This window comes from Opitutia bacterium ISCC 52 (genome assembly GCA_014529675.2).
GTDB lineage: Bacteria > Verrucomicrobiota > Verrucomicrobiia > Opitutales > UBA2995 > UBA2995.
Genome location: CP076040.1, coordinates 2,200,009 through 2,223,072 on the forward strand (window position 1 = coordinate 2,200,009; position 23,064 = coordinate 2,223,072).

At 48.8% G+C, this 23,064-nt stretch carries 15 protein-coding genes; 4 read left to right on the forward strand and 11 right to left on the reverse strand.

From position 1 onward, the window contains the following. Window positions 1-71: 71 nt before the first annotated feature. Window positions 72-3,407: a hypothetical protein gene (locus GA003_09340; protein ID QXD30131.1), complete on the reverse strand. Its 3,336-nt coding sequence runs from the start codon at window positions 3,405-3,407 to the stop codon at window positions 72-74. Window positions 3,408-3,694: 287 nt separating this feature from the next. On the opposite strand from GA003_09340, the gene GA003_09345 reads away from it, so the two are divergent. After that, window positions 3,695-4,510: a sugar phosphate isomerase/epimerase gene (locus GA003_09345; protein QXD30132.1), complete on the forward strand. Its 816-nt coding sequence runs from the start codon at window positions 3,695-3,697 to the stop codon at window positions 4,508-4,510. An 18-nt stretch (window positions 4,511-4,528) separates the two neighbouring features. Further along, entirely contained in the window at window positions 4,529-6,040 is a 1,512-nt protein-coding gene (locus tag GA003_09350; GenBank protein QXD30133.1) for a PmoA family protein, read from the forward strand. Between the two features lie 115 nt (window positions 6,041-6,155). Here GA003_09350 and GA003_09355 read toward each other — a convergent pair whose 3' ends face one another. From GA003_09355 to msrB, 4 genes are all read right to left on the reverse strand, one after another. Next, window positions 6,156-7,175 (reverse strand): hypothetical protein, encoded by a 1,020-nt coding sequence (locus GA003_09355; protein ID QXD30134.1) that lies wholly within the window; start codon window positions 7,173-7,175, stop codon window positions 6,156-6,158. A gap of 252 nt (window positions 7,176-7,427) precedes the next feature. Continuing rightward, window positions 7,428-9,059 (reverse strand): PQQ-binding-like beta-propeller repeat protein, encoded by a 1,632-nt coding sequence (locus GA003_09360; GenBank protein ID QXD30135.1) that lies wholly within the window; start codon window positions 9,057-9,059, stop codon window positions 7,428-7,430. 185 nt (window positions 9,060-9,244) lie between these two features. Continuing rightward, a complete protein-coding gene (locus tag GA003_09365) occupies window positions 9,245-10,759 on the reverse strand; it encodes a sulfatase-like hydrolase/transferase (GenBank protein QXD30136.1) in 1,515 nt (504 codons plus the stop codon). 352 nt (window positions 10,760-11,111) lie between these two features. Beyond that, complete coding sequence (gene msrB / locus GA003_09370; protein ID QXD30137.1) at window positions 11,112-11,735, reverse strand: peptide-methionine (R)-S-oxide reductase MsrB; 624 nt, start codon at window positions 11,733-11,735, stop codon at window positions 11,112-11,114. Between the two features lie 73 nt (window positions 11,736-11,808). On the opposite strand from msrB, the gene GA003_09375 reads away from it, so the two are divergent. Continuing rightward, entirely contained in the window at window positions 11,809-12,189 is a 381-nt protein-coding gene (locus GA003_09375; protein QXD30138.1) for a DoxX family protein, read from the forward strand. Window positions 12,190-12,308: 119 nt separating this feature from the next. Here the strand turns inward: GA003_09375 and GA003_09380 are convergent, their stop codons facing one another. From GA003_09380 to GA003_09400, 5 genes are all read right to left on the reverse strand, one after another. Beyond that, window positions 12,309-13,841: an acyl--CoA ligase gene (locus tag GA003_09380; GenBank protein QXD30139.1), complete on the reverse strand. Its 1,533-nt coding sequence runs from the start codon at window positions 13,839-13,841 to the stop codon at window positions 12,309-12,311. 9 nt (window positions 13,842-13,850) lie between these two features. Beyond that, window positions 13,851-14,477, reverse strand: a complete 627-nt coding sequence (locus GA003_09385) for an acyl carrier protein phosphodiesterase (protein ID QXD30140.1) — start codon at window positions 14,475-14,477, stop codon at window positions 13,851-13,853. A gap of 52 nt (window positions 14,478-14,529) precedes the next feature. Continuing rightward, the gene (locus GA003_09390; GenBank protein ID QXD30141.1) at window positions 14,530-15,981 is read right to left on the reverse strand and encodes a DUF1501 domain-containing protein; all 1,452 of its coding nucleotides are present in this window, start codon (window positions 15,979-15,981) and stop codon (window positions 14,530-14,532) included. A gap of 8 nt (window positions 15,982-15,989) precedes the next feature. Then, entirely contained in the window at window positions 15,990-19,115 is a 3,126-nt protein-coding gene (locus tag GA003_09395; GenBank protein QXD30396.1) for a DUF1553 domain-containing protein, read from the reverse strand. 108 nt (window positions 19,116-19,223) lie between these two features. Beyond that, window positions 19,224-20,003, reverse strand: a complete 780-nt coding sequence (locus GA003_09400; GenBank protein ID QXD30142.1) for an AraC family transcriptional regulator — start codon at window positions 20,001-20,003, stop codon at window positions 19,224-19,226. A 301-nt stretch (window positions 20,004-20,304) separates the two neighbouring features. Between GA003_09400 and GA003_09405 the strand changes: the two genes are divergently transcribed. Beyond that, complete coding sequence (locus GA003_09405) at window positions 20,305-21,969, forward strand: S8 family serine peptidase (GenBank protein QXD30143.1); 1,665 nt, start codon at window positions 20,305-20,307, stop codon at window positions 21,967-21,969. Between the two features lie 16 nt (window positions 21,970-21,985). On the opposite strand, the gene GA003_09410 is transcribed toward GA003_09405, so the two are convergent. Beyond that, window positions 21,986-23,050, reverse strand: coding sequence for a 3-deoxy-7-phosphoheptulonate synthase (locus tag GA003_09410; GenBank protein QXD30144.1), 1,065 nt, complete (start codon window positions 23,048-23,050; stop codon window positions 21,986-21,988). Window positions 23,051-23,064 lie beyond the last annotated feature (14 nt).

The following is a 23,064-nucleotide window of genomic DNA, read 5'->3' on the forward strand; positions in this document are numbered from 1 at the left end:
ACACCTTCAAGCAGCCAATAAAAGAAAAAGTAATAACACTCTGTATGCGCTCATACGTTAGGGAACGCTAATTATTCTACGACCATCTCCCCTTTCATCATAAACCAGTGCCCGGGAAAGGTGCAGATGTAAGGGTAAACACCGGGTTTATCCGGTGCGTAGAATCGTAAGACCTGTGCTCCATCGGCTTCGATCATGTTGGTGTATTGTATAATCCCTGAATGCTCGGGGATAAATTGCTTTTCTAATCCACTGGGATCTTTGGCCATTTCATTGGCTGCCATCCCAACTGATTCGTTCGTACCGGGTTGAATAAGAACCCAGTTGTGCTGAGTCGCATCGGGATTGGTGAACAGCAAGCGTATGGGCTGACCGGCCTTTACAGTGAACTTATCCACCGTAAAGAGCATACGTTCCGGAATGGTTGATACCTCAATCGTAAATAGATTCTTTTGACGATCGAATCCTGACGCACTGGCCCCACCTTCCAATAAGATATCTTTCGTCTCATTCCCCTTATCCCAATTCTCATAGAAATCGCTCAAGGTCTTGGCAGCAGGTTTACCGATGGCGGGTTTATTTCCCTGCCAATGACGCGCAAGGGATTCGGCCCCGATAGCACAGCGGATGGCAAACCTGAGGTGTTCCTGCATGGGATATTGAAAAATATCGGTCACTGCATTCAGCGCTTCCTCCGTTCCCAGGTAACTGGCCGCATTGACTGCCTCCATGCGGACAATGCCATTAGGATCGTTTACACGGTCTTTGAGCAGTCTTGTCGCTGTGGCCAAGGAGAAACCGTTGTTAGCCAAATTTGCGATTGCGGGAAGCCCCTCTGCACCCACCGTGTGTCGCAGTTGCCTGGTTGCGGCTGCTCGGGCGTGGTGATTATCGCAATTGAGTAACTCTTCAATCAGTCTCGGACGACTGACTCCAATACTACGGTAGACCCACATGGCTTCCACCTGATGGTGGCGGAAGCGATCATCATTTGAATCAAGTTGAGCCACCCACTTATCGAGTGCTTTTTCAACTGCAGCCGCATCATGGGAGTCCCTCAACTCACGTTTGGTCCAATAACGGTAGCGGTATTCATCACGCTTTAAATTATCGAGCAATTGCCCCAAGGATGCATCGGCAATCTTTGGCGGATCCTGCAATTCAACTCCTTTCGGAACGATGCGCCAGATACGGCCACTCTTTCGATCGCGACGGGGATCGCGCAATGAGTACTGAGCGTGTCCCTTGACTGGGTTGTACCAGTCGCACACATACATGGCTCCGCGTGGACCATACTTAAGGTCGACAGGAATAAAACTTAAGTTCTCTGAAAATATGAGGTCACTCACATACTCCTCTTTAAAGTGATCGTCTTTCTCTACCCACTTGTGAATCTCTACACGGTTGGTAGGCTTGTAACGCACTTTGATGAATCCACCCTGCAGCTCATCAGGCCACATAGGGTAATCGACAAATTCATGACCGCAGACTCCCGAGTAGGCGGGTATGCCAGAAGCCTTCGGGTGCTGATCCGGGAAGGCCGGATTGGTCGCATGGAACGCACTGGCGAAAATAGGGTGACTGGCCACATGGTATCCCCAGTCATCGTAGGTCACTCCCCACGGATTGGTATTGGGATAACTGCCGAAGGTGATCAAAGCTTCGTTCTTTGGAGAGTATTTAAACCAGGCTGAGTTTTTGGCACGGATTGGGCCATAAGGGGTTTCCACTTGAGAGTTATGGAAAATGGATTCTCGAAAGAGTAAATCCCCATCAGGCGACCAGACAAAGTCGTGCAAGGCGTGGTGTGAATCTTCGCAACCAAATCCGGTGTAAAGGTATTCGCGCGAATCAGCCTTACCATCGCCATCGCTATCATAGATGTAACTCAGATGAGGTTCTTCGGAAACGATGATACCGTCCTTATAAAGTTCGTAGGAAAGCGGGATATTCAGGTCGTCCGCCCACACGGTTGATTTGTCGGCTTTACCATCCAAATCGGTATCTTCAAGGATAACGATCTTATCGCGCGGCTCCTGCCCAGGATAGACGTGAGGATAGGTCACAGAGGTGCTCACCCAGAGCCGCCCTTTGGCATCCCAACGCATAGTGATAGGACAGGCGATTTCAGGAAACTCTTCTTCACTGGCAAACAGATTCACTTCGAAGCGCGGATCCACCCTAAAGGCCGCCAATTCATCGGCGGGCGACATCCATTCGTTGGCCCCACGTGATTCGCGCACCTCATCGAGCTCTGGCACATTGGAATCATCGACAGGTTGGTCACCAAAGTTTTGGCCCTGCGCAATGGCCCAGATTCGCCTGTCACGATTGGTGGTCATAATTTCGAGATTCCTCATAGCGGGAAGGAAATCCAGGTAGCCGTAACTCTTATTTCTGGAACCGGTGTAGTAGTATGTATTCAACGGACGGTAGCGCCGAAAGTATTGGTTGTTCTTATCAATGATAGTAGCGAGAAGCTCTTCGTTTCGTGCGGGAGCAGCCTTTCCAAATACCGTTTGAAACAAAGCATCAGCAAATACTTTGTAACCGGCGTCATTTAAATGAACCCCATTGATGGTCAGGTCGCCATTACTAGCCATAGCCGACTTGGTCGCATCAAACACATTGGCAAAACCCACTTGCATCCGCGCCGCCACTTCAGCCATCGCTTCCGTGTAAGCAGCCAAACGTTCATTATTGAGATCCGCGGCAGGCACCTTGGCTGTGTTTTCATTCGCAATCGGTGATATTAGAATGAGCTGGGGTGCATTCACATTATTGTAGGCCTTAGCTTTTAAGTCCAAAACGGCTTTGGCCAAACGTTCCTTAAACGCATCAATGACTTCCAAGCCATCAAAGGATTCATTAAATCCAAAGGCAGCAAACACCACGTCGACCTGCTCACGAGTTAAGTGCTGCTCGATAGTTGCAAAGTTGGCAGGACGCGGCTGTAGGTCGACCTCATCCGCTGACCAGGCAAAATTACGGACGACTAATTCACGCTCCGGATGAGCCAACTGGATATTGGCTTCGATATGACCAAAATGCTGCGCGCGATCGAGCAAGGTATTTCCTACAAACGCGATGCGATCCCGTTTTTTAAGATTCAGAGGAAGCTCGGTTGGAACAGGATGGGCAATGATTGCCACCGGAGCTTCGTTGGCATAGATGCCATATTGAGCCAGATCTGGATCCATTTCTGGCTCTGGATTCCCTGTCTGTGTATTCTTGGCGTCTTTAACTTTTTTGGCCTGCGCGGGTTGTTTGCCTCCTTCAACCTTTATTTCTTCAACCACAACCGCTTCAGCCTCTGGTTGAATAAATAATAAGCTTAATGGAACTAATAGGAGGCCTCCAGCGAGACAAAATGATAGTAATATCGATTTCCGGGGTAGTCGTTTCATGGGTATAGACAGTCGTAGAATTCGGAAGTTTGTTTTCTAGTTTCCGTTTGGCAAACTTAGATTACAGGGTGTGGGGCGAAGAGTAAGGGACGCGGGAAGCCATATCCCGCAAAAACGTATTATCTGATGAAAACTGCTCATTTAGGGTGCGAGGACTCGACCTTATTAATTAATGCAAGTCAGCCCCTCGCCCCTTGCACTGCGTCCCTCGCCCCGTATATTTTCCTTTAAAAACATGACTTCATGATTGTTACTTTAGGTTAACTATTGTTCTCATCTGACATCCCATGAAATTTGCAATTTGTAACGAAACCTTTGGTGAAATCCCACTTGCTGAATCTGCTGCAGCCGCCGCGCGCCACGGCTATGATGGGCTAGAGATAGCGCCGTTCACCCTGGATAAGGATGTCCCTGAAATCAACCTCGTTGAGGCCAGCTCCCTAGGGGATCAAGTGCGCGACCAGGGCGTCGAAGTAGTTGGCCTCCATTGGCTCCTGGCCAAAACGGAAGGTTTCCACCTGACCTCACCTGATCCTGCCGTCCAGCAGGCGACTGCTGATCGAGCAAGGCAATTAGCCGACCTTTGTTGTGCCATGGGAGGAAAAGTCATGGTGTGGGGAAGCCCACAACAACGCAGCCTGGAATCTGATTGGGATTACAAAGAAGCTTTTGAGCGAGCTGTTGGTCTCCTGCAAGTGGCCTCCAGGCACTGCGAGGACCTGGGCGTCACCATAGCCATGGAGCCACTGGGACCCACAGAAACCAATTTTCTAAATACGACGGCTGAAACAATCCGTTTATGCCAGGCTGTTAATAGTCCCGCTTGTCAGCTTCATTTGGATGTAAAGGCGATGAGTTCTGAGGAATCATCCATAGGAGATGTAATTCGAGCATCCAAAGACTGGACTGCCCATTTTCACGCTAACGACCCCAATCTCTATGGGCCAGGCATGGGCGACACGGAATATGGCCCCATAGTCGAAGCCTTACGAGAAACTGAGTATCAAGGCTGGATCTCTGTAGAAGTTTTCAAATACGATCCTTCTCCTGATCATATTGCTGAAGTCAGCATGCGAAACCTAAAGCAATATTTCGGCTCTTAAAATTTATCACCCTACCCTATGAAAACAGTATTACTACTCCTAGCCTCCATTGGCCTGCTAACTAATAACATTCAGGCTGCCAGCTTTGAATTTGAAACCGACGATAGCGGCGTAACCGTTAAACTGAACGGCGAGCTCTTTACTCGATACGTCACCGATCAGGCAAATAAACCCTATTTCTACCCCATCATCGGGCCGACGGGTGCTCACATGACACGGCACTATCCGATGAAAGATGTTGAAGGCGAACGTCAGGATCATCCACACCACCGAGGTATCAATTTCGGGCACCATAAAAACAACGGCTACAACACCTGGCTGGAACGTAAGAGTCTCGAAAAAAAGATCGAAGGAAAACCTCCAGAAGAAGCGGAGAAGATTTTGTCAGTAATGGGCTACACGGTTCACAGCGGTTACAAATCACTCAAGGTGGCGAGTGATCACGCAGTGATGGGCGTAACGAATGACTATACCGATTACGACGGTAACTGGATCATGAAAGACGAGAGAACTTACACCTTCCGTGCGCCGGATGATGATTCCCGTATCATTGATGTAGACATCAAACTCATGGCACCTCCTCACGTCCTGACACATCTGGCCGATCAAAAAGACGCGGGTCTTTCCATTCGAGTGCCTCACGCCATATCAGTTGACGCGAAACAAGGTGGATTACTAATCAATTCCGAAGGTGACACCAATATCGACAGCTGGGGCAAACAGGCAAATTGGTGTGACTACAATGGAACCATTGATGGACAAAAAGTTGGTATCGCTTTCATGAATCATCCAGCCAGCTTCCGGTATCCGACATTCTGGCACGCCAGGACTTACGGACTACTCACAGCTAATGCCTTTGGCACGAAGTCTGTCGGTAGCGAAGGAAATGGCACCATCACTTTAAGTGGTGATGAATATATCCGCCTCAAACACCGTTTCTTATTCCACAAAGGCGACCACAAGTCTGCAGATATTGAAGGCGCCTGGGAAGAATACGCCGGCAAATACAAGTATACGAATCTCTTTAATGGGAAGAGCCTCACCGGATGGAAGAGCAATAACGAAGTTTGCTGGGAAGCGAAGGATGGTATTCTTCACGCCAAGAACGATCCTGAACAGAAGGGTGATATTCTGCAGACGAAGAAGTCATACAAAGATTTTATGTTCCAAGCTGACTTCAAGTTTGGCGAAGGTCGCATTGATACCGGCATCTTCCTACGCGATACCAAGGAACAAATCCAAATTGGTGAATCTGGCAGTCTGAAGCGCGACATGACCGCCCTGCCCTACATTCCGGGTAAAGGGTATCCCATCCAAAACACGAAAGCCCAAGAGGTCTTCGATATGGAAAACTGGAACCGGCTCAAGGTGCGCGTAAAAGGGAACACCTACACGACTTACCTCAATGGCAAGAAAGTCATGACCTACGAATCAGAGACCATCAAACCGGAAGGCCCTATCGGTATCCAAGTCCACCCGAAGCGCGAGATGGGTTTGCAATACCGAAATATCATGGTTCGGGAGCTCTAGGAACAGCAAAGAGTTTAAAGCCTAGAGCGAAGAGTGCTATCACCGTCAGATCCGAGGGATATGGCGTGATTAGATGGCGCGCTGCATTTGCGTTATTCTCTCACCCGCTCAAACTTCAATGGCCAAGTGCCGTTGGAGGCGAACTGTGCCACATAGAGATTTCCGTCACGGTCGAAACCAATTCCGTGAGGATGGTGAAACAAGTGGATCGAGTGGCCATAGTATCCAAATTTCCAGCACGGTAATCAGGAGTGGTTCTTCCGAGATTGGCAACCACCGTAAAAATTCGATCTAGAACCGAGATGTAACCTGCTGCGTTCCGATCATTTGGCCAACGATCTCCAAGATGTGGGATGAAGATATGCTTATCGTGAAATACGATATCGCGAGGATTTCCGCCGGGCAGCATGATGGTTTCCTTCCATTCACCTTCAGTGGTAAAACGCTTGAGTTTATTTTGATCACTCAACGCCAGAACAATTTCAAGGTTTTCGGGACTAGAGAAATCGATTCCACCTCCGTGGGGCCCCCAGTGAGCTAATGTTCCTTCACCTTCTCCAATCGATCCACCAAAGGAAGACTGATACTCACCAGCTGCATTGAATCGGTGCACATAGTCCTTTCCGTAACCATCGATGATAAAGAAATCTCCATTGGGCAGGTGTAAGGTCTTGGAGGGACGAAACTCATCAGGGCTCTCATACAGACCCGATTCCATGGGACATCCAAATGCTTTAAGCACATAACCATCCATCGTGGTTTTGAAGACTTTCCCATTCTTTCCATTGTCGGTAATGAAGAGGTATTGCACTCCCTTCTCCTCAATAATGGACATACCGTGTGCATTGGGAGCAAAACTTCCCCAAGCATCCACGAGCACGCCTTCTTGGTTTAAGACATACATGCAATGATCTCCACCGGCATTGAGTAATAAAATGCGACCATACCCATCCTCCATAATCGCGTGGCAATGACCCAATTTAAATACGCCCGCATTCTGTTCCGCCCATCCAGGAACCGAACGATAGCTAAAATCCCCAGAGCCAATAACCAGGGCTTCCTTTGGCGTATGATATGCTTCTACCGGTATATGAGACTCTGGGTGATCGTGAGCCAAGGAACTAACCGTAGCCATGATTTGAAAAAGGAATACGATTTTTCGTTTTAAAATCATCTGTCAGCTAAGGTAGAGGCTGCTTCCTGATCACACTAGATAAACCATACAAAATGATTTCTATTGGATAGCAGATAAGTGGAACGAACGACTCAATTAAAGTCGATAATGCTCCTTAGACTCTGACCTCAATCAAATAGCTGGGAAAGCCACCCTCATTGACCATACCCATGCACAGGCAAGGGTTATGGTTGGCAATAATACAAGGACACATCAACCCTCGCTAATACAATAGAGGTACTTGTGGCCACGAATAAACAAGTCGCCACCGAGAGCAACCGGTGAAGCATCGATCTTATCATCCAGTTTATTGGTGGCGATGATTTCAAGTTCGTCAGAATCTTTAAGAACCAAAGTTGTGCCTTCTCGTCCTGCCACATAGAGGAATCCATTTGCGGCAAGAGGAGACGCGTATATCCCTCTGAGGGCCTGAAGCCGCTCATCTTGAAAATGATACTCGCCGGTTAATGCATTCATGCAGGACAAAATATTGTCATAGCTCTTCGTAACATACAGTCGCTCACCGGAAAGCACAGGTGAAGCGACATAGGAACCGCTTTCTCTTACTTTCCAAACCACATCGTCGGTGTCAGTCACATCTCCCCTTGAAGACAGCTTGATGGCCTGAACTGAGTTACCCTTGTATCCGCTAGTCACGTACACATTGCCATGCCCAACCACAGGCATTGGGATCACATTCGAAGTCAGCCCACTCGCTTCCCAAATAATATCGCCTGTTTCAGCATCGTAAGTACGGGTTGCATTAGTGCCGGCAACAATGACCTGAAGTTTGCCGTTTTGCTCTAAAATAAAAGGGGTTGTCCAGGAAGTCCGTTCGTCACGATCTTGTCGCCAGACTTCCTTGCCGGTCATTTTATTGAGGGCAACGATGTAAGATTGATCTTCATTGTCCCAAAGTACGATCAGGTTGTCTCCTGCAATCGCTGGAGACGCTCCTTCGCCAAAGCCAACCCGCGTTCTCATATCACCCAAATCTTTTTCCCAAATGAGATTTCCATCCAGGTCATAAGAATAAATTCCACGTGAGCCAAAAGACGCCCATAGGTGTTTTCCGTCGGTCACTGGGGATGCATCTGCATAACCGTGACTCGGATGATGCCCTTCATGAGGCATTTCTTCTCGAGCAATTTTTTCCCAAATGATTTCTCCAGAATTTCGGTCCAATGCGATGACCTTAAACTGCTGCATTTGGAGCACTTGGCCACCGCCAGCGCCTCCTCGTCCTCCTCTTTGACGACCGCCACCAGCACCGCCTTGGCCTTGCTGCCGTCCGCCAGGTCCTTGCGCTTGAGCTCCTGGACCACCTTGGCCTCCACCACGACGAGAGCGCATTTCAGCTCTCAGTGCGTTGCGTTCCTCATCGTTCAGTTCGCCGTCTCCATCCTTATCAAATTGAGCCAAGAGTTCAGCGGGTGGACCTCCTTGCCCACCAGGCCCCCTAGCCTGTCCGCCAGGACCACCTTGACCACCACCACCTCTTTGTCGACCTCCAGGGCCTCCTGCGGCATTCGCATTACCACCTGGACGTTGCCGTTGTTGAGCTGCGGGTGCTTGAGGAGCTTCTCCAACCGGGACGGCGGATAGTAGAAATATTTTATCTTCCCAAATGATAGGAGTGGAATAACCCGCTCCACCAACTTCGGCCTTCCATTTTATGTTCTTTTCATCACCCCACTCAATGGGCGGAGTGGCATGCTCAGCTACACCGGTTCCAGATGTTGGACGCCAGGTAGGCCAGTTTTTGTGCCCATCAGCCAGTAATGTGCCGAAAGGAATTGTGAGTACAAGGGAAGACAGAACCAATAACGATCGAGAAGTTTTCATAATACTGTTGCGAGTTAACAGGTGTTTTTATCTCTAACGTCCAGAAACCCTAGAAAGGTTTCAACTATTTTGTGGGTTATACCTATTGCTGTCCGAAACGGCGGCTTCAAGAATTATTGGACCATTTTACCCCCGCATGAAATCGTTCTCAGAAAGTTAATTAGATGCCCTGAAAAACTAAATCTCTAACGATTTGTTGCAAAAACTGGTAGTCGATCCACAAACGGGCAGTCAGTCCTTCGCATCTCAGCTATGGCGGCTTTTCGCATTTCCACCAACAAATCCGCATGGTTAGGATCCAACGCCAGGTTGTGTAATTCGTCGGAATCCCTCTCCAGGTTGTAGAGCTCCTCTACTTCTCCTTCGATCAAGTTCATGATATATTTGTATTCATGAACCCGATAGGAAACCCACCAAGGCATATCTGCATGGGAGTCAACACCCTTGGGAAGCGTTGCTGTATCGGAGCCATAAGTTCGTCCGGTAAAAGCAAGCAGGACCGAGTGATCACTTGGCTCCTCAGGGTTCTCCAATAGTGGAGCAAGATTTCTACCATGCATTTTCCAGGGTAAATCAACGCCTGCATAGTGAAATAAAGTGGGAACTAAGTCATGCCCTCCGATCGGAGTTGAGCTGACCTTTCCTTCCGGAACAACGCCTGGATAGCTCACTATAAATGGACTTGCGATATTGGCATCGTAAGGAGCCACCTTGTGCTGGAAACCGTGCTGCCCCCAGGCAAAACCTTGGTCTGAGGTGTAAATGATCAGGGTGTTTTCTAACTGACCGGTCACTTTGAGCGTTTCCACCAAGGTGCCTACCGACTCATCCAAGCCTTGCGCGGTTTCCTGATAGGTAATGACTCCTTCCTGATGCTCCCAGCCATTACCAGGGCGGTTTTGCACATACGCTGTGCCATTTTCGCCTCTTCTATACCCAGCTCGAATTTTCACATACTCGGGTTTTCCAGGACGGGGAGGCCAAAGATCTACTGGCTTTGGAACAACCGTATCCTCAGGAATCGTATCCTTGTGGCGGTCAGCAGGCGTAAAAGGACCATGAGTAGCACCATAACAGAGCCACAGTAGCCAGGGCTTCTCCGGGTCTCTCCCCTTTCCCTCAAGGTATTCAACCGCCCATTTTGTATAATTATCGGTCGTGTAGCCTGGAGTCATCACTGACTCACCGCCGTTAAACGAAAGTATCTGATCATAGTAGTAAGCCCCTGAATTACCCGGGTGAGCGGGTCGGTTCCATACAATTTGAAAATCCCAATCACGCCCAAACCCAGCATCCACACCGGTATGCCATTTCCCGATTTGCGCCGTCGTGTAACCGGCCTCTTTAAAATTTCTCATCCAAAAAGGACATTGTTCAGGATCGTAACTGCTACTTGGATATTGGCCCTCCATACTCATCGACTCTACACCATACTGTAGATGACCCGTAAGAAAGGTAGCACGCGAAGGCATGCACCAACTTCCGGTGTAAGCACTTTTAAAGCGAACGCCTGTAGCAGCCAATTGATCAATGTTTGGGGTACTTACCCAAGGCAAAGATCGTTCGTAGGAACTTACCGTCCTATCGGACTGATCATCCGTAAAGATATAGAGAATGTTAGGCTTATCGGCCGCTGAAACTACCTGCGCCAGACACAGCCCCAGAAGCAAAGATTTCAATGAAGTAACTAGGGTATTCATAATTACCTCAACTGGATACCGATGATGATCGGATAAGGCTAATCAAAAATATAGTGTAGTACAGGCATCTTGATGCGCCCTATACACAAATAAGCGAAGCATGGCAGTTTTCACGAATTCCACTATCACCGATGGCTTTCCTAGCTAAACTGTAGGAGTGGAGCTGTTATTCTTCGCCTCGCTTGTTGAGGTGTCTTCACTTCGTTCATCGGTAGCTCCCGATCCAGTATATCCTCGCCTAATGGATTCGGGAGCAAGCTCCCATTCTACATGGAATTCAAGTATTTTAATGTGATCCCCTAGCCAAGAGCCTGGCAGGTATGACACGGCACAGCGAGACGCCTGTTCTACTCTACTTCTTCACCTCGGAAAACAGATCCAAATACTTCCTATACCCTTCCTCTTCGAGTTTGGCGACTGGGATAAATTTCATGGAAGCAGAATTCATGCAGTAGCGAAGTCCCGTTGGTTTCGGTCCGTCAGGAAACACATGTCCTAGATGAGAATCAGCCCCTTTAGAGCGAACTTCAGTTCTGGCATAGCCGATATGGTAATCTGTTTTCTCCACAATATTGCTAGACTCAAGGGGTTTTGTAAAACTGGGCCAACCTGTGCCGGACTTATATTTATCCTTAGAGCTAAACAGCGGTTCTCCGGAAACGATATCCACATAAATGCCCGCTTTTTTGTTATCCCAGTATTCATTCCTAAAAGGTGGCTCCGTGCCCTCTTCCTGAGTGACCCGATACTGCATAGGAGTCAGCTCCTTGAGTCGTTTTGCCTTCTCAGGATCGACCGGTTCTTTTTTATCGGAGGCTGGCATCAGGCTATAAGCTCCAAAGATTAGGACGATAGCCAACAAACACAATGAGGATTTCTTGAATGTCTCTTTCATAACAACTGTGAGTATGACGCTCCATTTAGGAGAATATTTCAACTCATAAGCGACAAACACATACGAATAAAGTTCAGCCATTCCGACTTATTTTAAGAAATAGTGGTAAAGGAGATTGAATTGGCAGACGGCTTTTCTATTTTGGGTTTCTTCTATGCAACTTCCCAAGCTGATTTACTGGTTTTCTACCGTATTGCTTTCCCTTCTGCTACTGTTCTCCGCCAGCATGTATATCTTTAACCATGCCGATGTAGTCGTTGCCTTTAAGCAGCTCGGGTATCCATCCCATATCATTTACCCCCTGGCATTAGCGAAAATCCTAGCTGTTATCGCCATTGTATCGAACAAAGTGAAGTTCCTGAAAAAGCTAGCCTATGCAGGCGTATTCTTTAATCTCCTCCTGGCATTTATGGCCCACCTGGTAAATGGCGATGGAGCAGGAATGCTGGCTTTTCTGGGATTGTTCTTACTGGGAACTTCCTTCGTCTTCGACAAAATCCTGAAGCCGAAGCATAGATCCGCATTTGAGGTATGATAGAGTAGCACAGGCATCCTTGCCTGTGTTTTGAAACAAAGAGGGTGCGAAACCACAGAAAGCACAAAGTGCACAAAGACCTTTAAAGCGGTATTTTTAGCTAAAGCGTGGAATGTAGCTTATCCATCCAATTCTTTCTCTCTAGCCTGAAGCTGAACACGCCCTATTTTGCCAGTGGGGGTCATCGGCATCTCGTCAATTATTTCGCAAGAAACAGGGCTCTTTTCAGCTCCTAATATACTTTGAGCATGAGCCAGCAATTCATCTTCAGTTGCAGAATGTCCCGCATTCAAAGCAACGATCGCCTTAGGAAGTTCACCAGCCGCTGCATCGGCCGTTCCTATGACGCAGGCAAATTGAACAGCCGGATGACTAAATAATGCCTCTTCCATGGCCCGCGGAAAAATCACGGTGCCATTGGAGACAATACGTTCACTCCATCGACCCAGCATGTGGACGTAACCCTGGTCATCCATGCGCCCCATGTCCCCGGTGTGAAGCCAACCATTCCGAAGCGCTTCTTCTGTTTTTTCGGGCATGCCCCAATAGCCAATCATGAATCCGCCACGAAGACACATTTCACCGGGTTCACCATTGGGTACTTCCTGATCGTTTTCGTCCATGATTCGTACTTCCTTGTCGGGCAAAGGAGGTCCGATCGCGGTAAACTGTTCGCCGGTTTCAATCTTGGGATATCCGAGCCCCACGAAGCCGCCCAACTCACTCTGACCATAGCTCTCCACGAGAAAGATTCCCAGCTCATCCTGGAAGGCTTGCTTCAATTCCGGAGGCACGGGGGCGCCACCTGATGGACAGGCGCGCAGCGCTGAAGGTTTGCTACCTCGTTTACGACATTCCTGAAGCAGCTCATCAAATAAAAGTGGATTGGCAGGAAACAAGGTAACGCCTGCTGACTCCATATGATCATAAGCCTTTTCAATATTCCAGCGTGACATGAGTCCAACCTTAGCTCCCCGGTGAATAGCTGGAAGCCAATTGACGACCAACCCGTATGAACTAGCTGGAGACGTCGCCCCCAGAGTAACGTCGGCACTCGTGATCTGCAATCGCTCTGCGATACAATTTGAAGCGCGTGTGGGCGCACCATGCGGTAACAACGCCCCCTTGGGCACCCCGGAAGATCCTGAGGTATAGGACAAGTGCGCTCCATCATCAGCGCTCACTTCCACTTCGGGTGCTTCACCCGCTGCAGCCACGACCGCATTCCAGTCCTTGGCACCCTCCTGCTCACCATCCATACAAAGATAATGTTCAATGCTAGGCATATCGGCCCGATTCTTATCAATAATCGGAAACATATCATGCGTATAGATCAAAACCTTCGGCGTAGCGTTCTTAGCAAAGTAAGCTACGTCTTCCGCTTGCAGCACATTGATGTGACAACTGATCGCTCCAATCCGCCAGGCACCAAACATCGCCAAAATATAGTCGAGGCCATTGTGGGCAAATATCCCGACACGATCGCCCTTTCGAATTCCGAGTCCCCATAACGCTCCCGCTACTTTTTCTGCATCCGCAACCGTCTCGGCATAAGTTAACGATCGATCCTTATCGATCCAATGTAGAAAGGTCTTATCAGGAAGACGCATCGCCGTGCGACGCAACATATCATTGAAGGTCTCAAAATTCATAGTATGGAGTTAAGCAAATTGAATGCCGGATTCAAGCGTATCTCTTCGTTGTTTTTGAATCGGATAAACATGGCTCTGCAGTTTCGGAAAAAATTCCATAAAATCTGCGCGTAATCCGGCATACTCGTTTTCAATTTTATCCATATAGTCTTGGGTCCTTTCCCTCGCAATTACCCGATCTGAAAGGCGTTTGTCGATCCATGTCATAGAATCCTCGACACATGCCAGTGTTCCATAGCGCCCGAGCCGATGACTTTTAATGATGGCACTTATGAATTCCTGTGCTTTGTCCGGATATGGTTCAATCACTTCCTCGGTTCTTTGGTAAAACCGATTTAAGAACTCAATTAATGGCTCATCAGAAAAATAATGCCAATTGCACGTCAGCATATGATCATACACCAAGTCCGCGACCACACTCCTCAATCGGCCCCCATTTCCCAGGCGTTGGCAACTACCTAAGAAGATTTCGTGGCTATCTGTAAACCCGTCAATCTGGAGATGCACTGCCATACCAAATCTGGTTTCGACATTCATTCCATCCCACGACTTTCCTTTCAGCGGATCCGTTAAAAGATTCCCCAACTGCTCGTGTATCGAAGGCTCAGAAAGAAATACGTGAGCGAGCCAATTCATAAAAGGCCAGAAGCTCTAACAATGATGAGGCTTTTAATACAAGCTCAGACGATTAGGACAGTATATCCTTCACTACGTGCCCGTGAACATCCGTGAGACGATAACGGCGGCCTTGGTGTTTGTAAGTGAGGCGCTTGTGATCGATGCCAAGTAGATGCATGAGCGTAGCTTGAAAGTCGTGCACATGGACCGGGTTCTCAGTGATATTGTAACCAAACTCATCTGTTTGGCCGTAGTGATATCCTGGCTTAACCCCTGCGCCTGCCATCCACATGGTAAAGCAACGAGGATGGTGATCCCGACCATAGTTGTCGGCCGTGAGCTTGCCTTGTGAGTAATTGGTTCTGCCGAATTCGCCACCCCATATCACTAAGGTATCATCGAGAAGACCTCGCTGTTTCAGATCCGTTATTAACGCCGCAGAAGCCTGGTCCGTTTTCTTCGCTTGGCTCTTAATGCCATTTGGAAGATTGCTGTGTTGATCCCAACCCTGGTGATACAGCTGAACAAATTTCACGTCTTTTTCGATAAGCCGACGAGCCATCAAACAATTGGCTGCATAGGTTCCTGGATCACGGGCATCTTCACCATAGAGCTCAAAAGTCGATTCCGACTCATCCGACGCATCAGTGACTTCAGGAACCGACATTTGCATTCGGTAGGCCATTTCATATTGGGCAATGCGTGAGTGAATCTCGGGATCTCCCCAGGAATCATGCTGCAACTCATTCAGCTGTTTCATGTAGTCAATAATCTGCCCTCGATCATGATCATCCAATCCAGGAGGAGGATTTAAATACAATACCGGTTCTGCTCCTGCTCGAAATTGAACTCCCTGGTGCTTCGAAGACAAAAAGCCATTCCCCCACAGTTTAGCGTAGAGAGGCTGTCCGCCCGCATTCTTTGAAACCATTACTACAAAAGAAGGAAGATCCTGATTATCGGTACCGAGTCCATAATCCAGCCAGGCTCCGATACTTGGACGACCTGCTAGTTGATGTCCTGTTTGGAAAAAAGTAATCGCGGGATCGTGATTGATGGCCTCGGTATGCAAGGAATGAATGAAGCATAACTCATCGGCAATCTTGGCGGTATGAGGCATCAGCTCACTTACCCAAGTACCACTCTCACCATATTGCTTAAAATCGTAGATGCTTCGCGTGAGCGGAAAGGACGACTGATTCGAACTCATACCAGTGAGCCTTTGCCCCTGCCGGACGGAATCAGGTAACTCCTGGCCATGCATCTGGTCGAGCATGGTTTTGTTATCCCAAAGCTCGAATTGCGAGGGTCCCCCACTCTGAAATAGATAGATGACTCGTTTAGCCTTTGCCGGGAAGTGCGGCTTACCCAATATTCCTCCATGCCCCGCACTTGGATTGTTAGCTAGTAATCGCCCAGGATTCCCCATCATTGACAACGCGGCGGCACCCAGGCTGAGCGAGGAACGAGTTAAGAACTGACGTCGATTGAGGTAATTTAGTTTTTCTGGAAAATCGTTCATGGGATCGTTCATCGGATTACAACAGAAGCATCGAGGTTCATAATCATGGTAGCGGTAAGGGCGTGAGCAGCTAACTGGTTTTTATCCAACGTTTCATCCGGCACAAACTCTCCAACTGAAAAAAATTCATCGGCCCGGGCACTTTCTTTTTCATACGATTGAACCAATTTTAAGTACATGTCCTTAATCAAAAACATCTCACGACTCGAAGGATTACGAGAAGTCAACAGTCGGTAGGTTAACTGCAAGCGGTGATCAACCGAAGAACTCGCCTTCATAACGCGTTCGGCCAGTGCGCGTGATGCTTCGACGAACTGAGGATCGTTCATCAATGAAAGCGCCTGCAAAGGAGAGGATGTATTCTGTCGTTGTACGACACAGTAACTACGACTGGGCGCATCAAAATTCTTCATGGTCGGGGGTGGCACCGTTCGTTTCCAAATCGTGTACAAGCTTCTTCGGTACAGATCTTCACCCTTGCCGGATACATAGGTGCCCTTATTCATGCTCCAAAGACCCTCTGGCTGGTAAGGGTAAACCGAGGGACCACCTATCTTGTCGACCAACAACCCGCTCACTGCGAGCGCGTTGTCGCGAATCATCTCCGCCGACAGACGCACTACAGGCCCACGAGCCAAAAGTAAGTTTTCTGGGTCCAGCTCAAGGAGATCTGCATTCGCTCTTGAATCTTGTTTGTAGCTGGCGGATGTCACCATCAACTTTATCATGGCTCTCACATCCCATCCAGAATTCATGAATTCCCGGGCCAACCAATCGAGGAGTTCCGGATGAGATGGCAACTGCCCTTGATTCCCAAAGTCTTCTGGTGTCCCAACCAGACCTCGAGCGAATATCATTTGCCAGTAGCGATTGATCGTCACTCGGGCAGTTAACGGATTCTTATTATCGGTCAGCCACTTGGCTAGACCAAGCCGATCGTTCGGCCACACAGTTTTGAAAGGCAAAATTGCTTCTGGCGTTTGCGTTGAAACTGGTTCTGCTTTTGCGTCATAAGCCCCGCGTGTTAGCACGTAAGCCTGAACGGGTTCCGAACGTTCGGCCATCACCATGACCTCACGGACGTGTTCATTTAGATCATTTCGTTGTCCACGAAGCTGAGCGAGATCAGCCAAAGCGCCCCGGTACGAATCGTGGTGACGCCCAAGATAAAACTCAAAGTTTTCGGCTTCCGTTTTCTCGCCTGCGAGATACTTAATCTCCAGATCTGATAAGCGTCGATCATAGACATAAACTTCATCAATCACCGTACCCGGAACTCCCTTACTGCGCCAACGTGCTCCCAACTTGAGTCCAATTTCTTTTTGAACCCCTGGTTTGTTGGACAATATGTTCTTATAAAGATTATCGCGCTCAACGCGCATGGCGACAGGCTCTCCATCCGCATAGAGTTTTAATCCGGATGCCTTCGAAGACCCATCGTATGCAAGAACGACCGTCTGCCATGAATCTTTCATGACCGGTGATTCACTGATTAGCTGAATTGAATTGTAGGGAAAGGTGTGCGCCATGCGCACATCCCAATAGCCGTTCTGCAAAGATACTTCCCAGCCTTTGTAGTTATAGAGGATTCCTGCTTTATTAAAGTGAAAGAGCGAACCTTCCTTTACGGCATCCGGGATATTTGCCTCCACACTAACCGTAAAAGGAGTCGCCCTCCGAAAGAAGTTCACGCTCGGAAAGTAAAGTGCGTCATCCCCATTTACCTTTACCCCAACCCCCTTAGGGCTTTCTTCAAATACAAACTCGGGTCCTACCTTGATATTGGCCTGGGCTCCAAACAAGACCGATCCACTGCCTTCAGGATCTACATCATTGGATATGGATGCGGTGCTATCATCTGAACCGAGAGGAAAATGAGCCACCAGAGCATCCTCGGCTGCCAAATCTGTAGAACGGTCACCCAATCGCGTTTTCCAGGATTCATAGTCTTTTTCAGCCTGCTTGAGGATGGAGGCTACACGAACTTCCTGCTCTTTGATCTGCAGATCCAGATTAGCCAGCTTTGATGTTTCTTCCTGCGTTGGAAGCAGCATGGTTGGAACCGGCATGTCACTAGACTCGAAACTTATCTGTCCCGAATCATCGACATTATTAAAGAAACTAAACAGCTCATAGAAATTCTTTTGGGATATCGGATCGTATTTATGATCATGGCAACGAGAGCACTCCAGGGTCATACCCATAAAAGCCGCACCGATCGTTTGCACTCGTTCTGCTGCATACTCGACCTTGAATTCTTCATTTACGATTCCCCCTTCTGTGTTTTGAGGATGAAGCCGGAGAAAGGCAGTAGCCAGTTTTTGTGTTTGGCTGGCATTGGGTAATAAGTCGCCGGCTAGTTGCCATTCAACAAACTCATCAAATGGCATATTCTCATGGAACGCCTCGATAACCCAATCCCGGTAAGGAGACATATCGCGAATAAAGTCCTGACTATAACCGTGGGAGTCTGAAAAGCGGGACACATCCATCCACTCGTTGGTCAGCCGCTCAGCATGAGAGACGCGCTCAAGTAATCCATCTACAAGCTGCTCGTAGGCGTCCGGTCTTTTATCGGCCAGAAAAGCATCAATCTCTTCCAGGGTTGGCGGTAGTCCAGTAAGGTCAAAGGTCACCCGACGGATCAAAGTCGTCTTGTCCGCTTCTGATGCATGGGACAAGCCTTCATCCTCCAATCGCTTCAACACAAAGGCATCGATAGGATTCTTCACCCAATCCCTATCGACCAGCTCACTCGGCACATCTGCTTCAGGTGGAATAAAGGACCAGTGCTTTTCGTATTTGGCACCTTGATCAATCCATCGGCGAAATAAGTCTTTTTCCACTTCAGTCAGTGCACGTGGATGCGAAGGCGGCGGCATGATGTCTTCGTCATCGTCCGCAGTGATCATCCACATGATCAAACTGTCTTCCGCATTACCCGGGATGATGGCAGCTTCCCCATCACGATCAGAAATCGCCTCCTCGCGAAGGTCTAGGCGAAGGCCTGCCTCACGTGTCGTTTCATCAGGACCATGACAGAGATAGCAAGTATCCGACATGATCGGCCGAATATCATAATTAAACGACACCTCTTCATTTGCTTGGGAAGCGCTCCAGGCAAATAAGCCCATTACCAGGGTAGAAAAACTAAGACGGGAAGACATAAAGGGTTCATATTATAGAGATATCTTTAAATTGGTATAGTATTCTCTATTTAATTTTTGGTAGTTTTTGACGCATCAACGAATTCGCTGCCGATAGGCTTTGGGAGTTATTCCGGCATGCTTTTTAAAGATCTTCGTGAACTGGCTTTGATCGTAAAAACCAACTGCTATCCCGATCTCAGATATATTCTGGTCGGTTCCCGTAAGCAGTTGCTGAGCCAGATCAATGCGCAAGGTCATCAAGTAGGCGGTTGGAGTCATTCGAAGCAGTTGGCGAAACCGCAAATTGAACTGTGTACTGGAAAGCCCAGTTAACCCCGCCATGTCTTTCATCGATACGTCCTCTGTGAAATGCTCCTCCAGGTAGCTGATAACAGGAGTTAGCTCCCTGAACACCGATTCCCGGTCGGCCGAGGTTTCAACCGGATACATGATTCCTACAGTGCCAATCACCTCGTTCTTAGCTCCAACCAAGGGTGTTTTCGTCGAGCAATACCATTTGGGCGAGCTATTCACATGAGGAACTAGCCAGATTTCATTAGGAATGATCTTCCCGCCCTCCATCACTCGCCGATCCTCCGCATGATAGGCCTCCGCCAAATGAGGCGGTTGAAACTCCGCATCCGTATGTCCCAGAACCGCCTCAGCCAAGTCACAACCAAACACCTCACGGCAAAGCAGTTGATTTAGGCCCACGAATCGATGCTCCGTGTCCTTGGCATGAAAATAAGCCGTTGGGTGATACTCGAACAACTCAAACAGGTTTCGTGCAAACGGATGTTTTTCGAAAAATGCTTCCTGGAATTGATACCCAGTAACACCCTTTAAACTAGTATTACTTAACGGCGTTCCCAAAGAAAGAGCGACCTACTGAATCAGAAATGAATCAAGTAAAAACGTGTATCAGTGCTTAAATTAAAATATGAAATAATCACAGGATTGACCAACCCTACCAAGCTTACTAATCCTAGGATTGTGCAGACTTCACGTATTTTATTCTTTCTTATTTCTCTAACCTTATTAAGCCCTCCTCTTGTACATGTCCTCGACAAGGCCCGCGTCGAAACTTGCATAGAAGAGGTGCACAATGTACTAGGAATTGATGGTGAGGGCGTGATCGTTGCCATCCTTGATCGTGGTATTGATTGGAAGAACAATGACTTTCGGAACGACGAGAATCAAAAACATTCTCGATTTTACGGAGAACCAGGTGAACGGTATCGTCTACACCGAGGCGCAGATTAATGATGCACTGATCAACAACACCGAGTTGGGTCATCGCGATGCGGTGGGCCATGGGTCAACCACCACTGGGATAGCCGCCGGCAATGGGCGCAACTCAGGTGGTAAGTTCCGCGGCATGGCTCCGGGCGCTTCCATCATCGCGGTTAAGATTACTTCAGATGGAGCCCCCGCCCATGGGGATCAACCAGCAGAAACAGGTTTCTACAACGTCAATTTCGTGACCAAGGGCATCGACTTCATTGTAGAGAAGGCCACTGAACTGGGTATGCCGGTTGTCATGCTTCCCAATATTGGAAGCAACGGAGGCCCTACGGATGGCAGCAGTCAGTTCAGTCGTAAAATTGATAGTACGGTCGGTAGCGGCATTCCAGGTATTGCCTTCCTGAATGGCCCGGGCGATGAAGGCGGAGGATTTAACCATGCAGCAGGAACCATCGAAGTGGGTGGAACCGTCTCAATGGAAGTTGAAAAGACACAGGCAGGCACTCTAACCGTCGATCTTTGGTATCCTACCATAGGAGCTGGAGAGGCTGGGATCGATGTGGTTGTCAAGGATCCGGCTGGAAACAGTTATGGCCCGTACCCGTCTGTGGGTGGCGAAGGAGAACGAGACACCCAACTCAACGTTGGCAATATCTTCAATTACTACCACAACGGTCGCGATGTGGACTTCTCTTTATCCACGAGCCAGAAACGAGAAATCTTCTTTCAACTGTTTGACGGCAACGGCACCTACACCATCGAGCTTACGCGCCCGTCCGGAGCTGTCTCTCCGGTCAGCTTTCAGGGCAGTTTGAACTTTTCTAACTACGCTCAGAATCCACCCAATGCGTTTAAAACGTTTCTGGTTGAGAGTAATATCTGGGATGCCGCCAGTGCTTTTAACAATATCTCTCCTACCAACTATGTCCTCCAGAAAAACTGGACTGACCTCAACGGCGTTGCCCGATCCGATTCTGACAGCATCGGCGTTGTGGGCGACATCTGGGCAGGCAGCAGCATTGGCCCTACCTTTGATGGACGCATGGGTGTCGATGTAGCAGTACCTGGCGATTTTGTAATAACCGTCTACGCGCCCGACTCCTACTGGGCCACCTTCGACTTTAACAAAAACCAGGAAGGCGAAGGCTTTTATGGCAAGGCAAACGCCGTGAGCGCAGCGGCACCTCAGGTGACCGGCATTGTCGCCCTCATGCTTCAGGCCAATCCTGAACTCGATCAGATCCAGATCCACGACATCCTCCGCAACACAGCTCGTGCGGATCAATTCGCTGGCGATGTCCCCAACGTCACCTGGGGTTACGGCAAGGTCGATACCTATGCAGCCGTACAAGCGCCCTTGGCTACTGTGGACCACGTCATCTATTTTGAAATCAAACTCGCTGGCGACGACCCCGAGCTTACCTTTACCACTGTTCCCAGCTTGTCCTATAAAATTGAATACATGAATGAGATCAACGATCTAGAATGGCAGGATTTGATCTCGGGTCTGATTGCAACGGCTGATTCGACCAGCCATCTCGATACCCGCTTCAACAACCTAGCTCGTCGCTTTTACCGAATCTTGCAAGAGTAGTGATTTTCTAAGAGATCTATGCTCCTCCGTCGCGACGCTTCTGAACGGCTGCAACAAGTTCTTGCAATACCGGAATAGTATCCTCAAAGGATATACAGGCGTCGGTGATACTCAGCCCGTATTCGGCCTGTCCGGGGACATATTTCTGGGCACCGTCCTTGAGATGGCTTTCGAGCATGACGCCACAAATATTATTATTACCGTCGGCGATCTGCTTAGCCACATCTGAAGCGACTGGAACCTGTTTCTTGTGATCCTTTGCGCTGTTGGCATGGCTGCAATCAATCATCAACCGCGGATTGGTGTCGGAGCCCTTCAACAACGCAATCGCTTGAGCAACTGATTCTGCATCGTAATTGGGCCCCGTATTTGAGCCGCCACGAAGAATGAGATGGCAGTCGGGATTGCCCGTGGTTTGAAAAATGGCAGCCACCCCTTGCTTGGTCACCGAATCGAACCAGTGTTCCTCGGCAGCAGAACGAATGGCATCGACTGCAATCTTTACATTGCCGGACGAGCCATTCTTAAAGCCCACTGGCATAGAGAGCCCGGAAGCAAGCTCGCGGTGAATCTGACTTTCGGTGGTTCTGGCTCCAATCGCTCCCCAGGCAATGAGGTCAGCGATAAACTGTGGCGTAATCGTATCGAGAAATTCGGTACCGCAGGGAAGCCCCATTTCGGCGATCTTGAGCAATAGTCCCCGGGCCATGCGCAGGCCCTTGTTGATCTGGAAGCTATTGTCGATGAAAGGATCATTAATCAGTCCCTTCCAACCGACTACCGTTCTGGGCTTTTCAAAATAGACGCGCATAACAACGATCAAGAAATCACCCAGCTTCTCCGCGATGGGCTTCAATCGTTCGGCATACTCAATGGCGGCATCCACATCGTGAATGGAGCAAGGCCCGGTTACCACGACCAGGCGATCATCTTCCCCTGCAAAAACACGTGAGATAGTTTCACGCGAAGCTGCCACCTGGGCACTGACCGCCTCAGACAATGGAACATCTTCAATTAGAATAGCCGGAGGCAGGAGCGGCCTCATTTCGGCAATGCGTGTATCGTCGACATTAAAAATCATGTTCCCATTGGAAC

What these genes read in the sequence shown, in the direction of transcription:
- GA003_09345 (QXD30132.1), top strand. Translation starts at nt 3,695, where the DNA reads ATGAAATTTGCAATTTGTAACGAAACCTTTGGTGAAATCCCACTTGCT.
- GA003_09375 (QXD30138.1), top strand. Translation starts at nt 11,809, where the DNA reads ATGCAACTTCCCAAGCTGATTTACTGGTTTTCTACCGTATTGCTTTCC.
- GA003_09410 (QXD30144.1), bottom strand. Translation starts at nt 23,050, where the DNA reads ATGATTTTTAATGTCGACGATACACGCATTGCCGAAATGAGGCCGCTC.
- GA003_09390 (QXD30141.1), bottom strand. Translation starts at nt 15,981, where the DNA reads ATGAACGATTTTCCAGAAAAACTAAATTACCTCAATCGACGTCAGTTC.
- GA003_09355 (QXD30134.1), bottom strand. Translation starts at nt 7,175, where the DNA reads ATGGCTACGGTTAGTTCCTTGGCTCACGATCACCCAGAGTCTCATATA.
- GA003_09360 (QXD30135.1), bottom strand. Translation starts at nt 9,059, where the DNA reads ATGAAAACTTCTCGATCGTTATTGGTTCTGTCTTCCCTTGTACTCACA.
- GA003_09395 (QXD30396.1), bottom strand. Translation starts at nt 19,115, where the DNA reads ATGGGCTTATTTGCCTGGAGCGCTTCCCAAGCAAATGAAGAGGTGTCG.
- GA003_09365 (QXD30136.1), bottom strand. Translation starts at nt 10,759, where the DNA reads ATGAATACCCTAGTTACTTCATTGAAATCTTTGCTTCTGGGGCTGTGT.
- GA003_09340 (QXD30131.1), bottom strand. Translation starts at nt 3,407, where the DNA reads ATGAAACGACTACCCCGGAAATCGATATTACTATCATTTTGTCTCGCT.
- msrB (QXD30137.1), bottom strand. Translation starts at nt 11,735, where the DNA reads ATGGCTGAACTTTATTCGTATGTGTTTGTCGCTTATGAGTTGAAATAT.
- GA003_09350 (QXD30133.1), top strand. Translation starts at nt 4,529, where the DNA reads ATGAAAACAGTATTACTACTCCTAGCCTCCATTGGCCTGCTAACTAAT.
- GA003_09405 (QXD30143.1), top strand. Translation starts at nt 20,305, where the DNA reads ATGACTTTCGGAACGACGAGAATCAAAAACATTCTCGATTTTACGGAG.
- GA003_09380 (QXD30139.1), bottom strand. Translation starts at nt 13,841, where the DNA reads ATGAATTTTGAGACCTTCAATGATATGTTGCGTCGCACGGCGATGCGT.
- GA003_09385 (QXD30140.1), bottom strand. Translation starts at nt 14,477, where the DNA reads ATGAATTGGCTCGCTCACGTATTTCTTTCTGAGCCTTCGATACACGAG.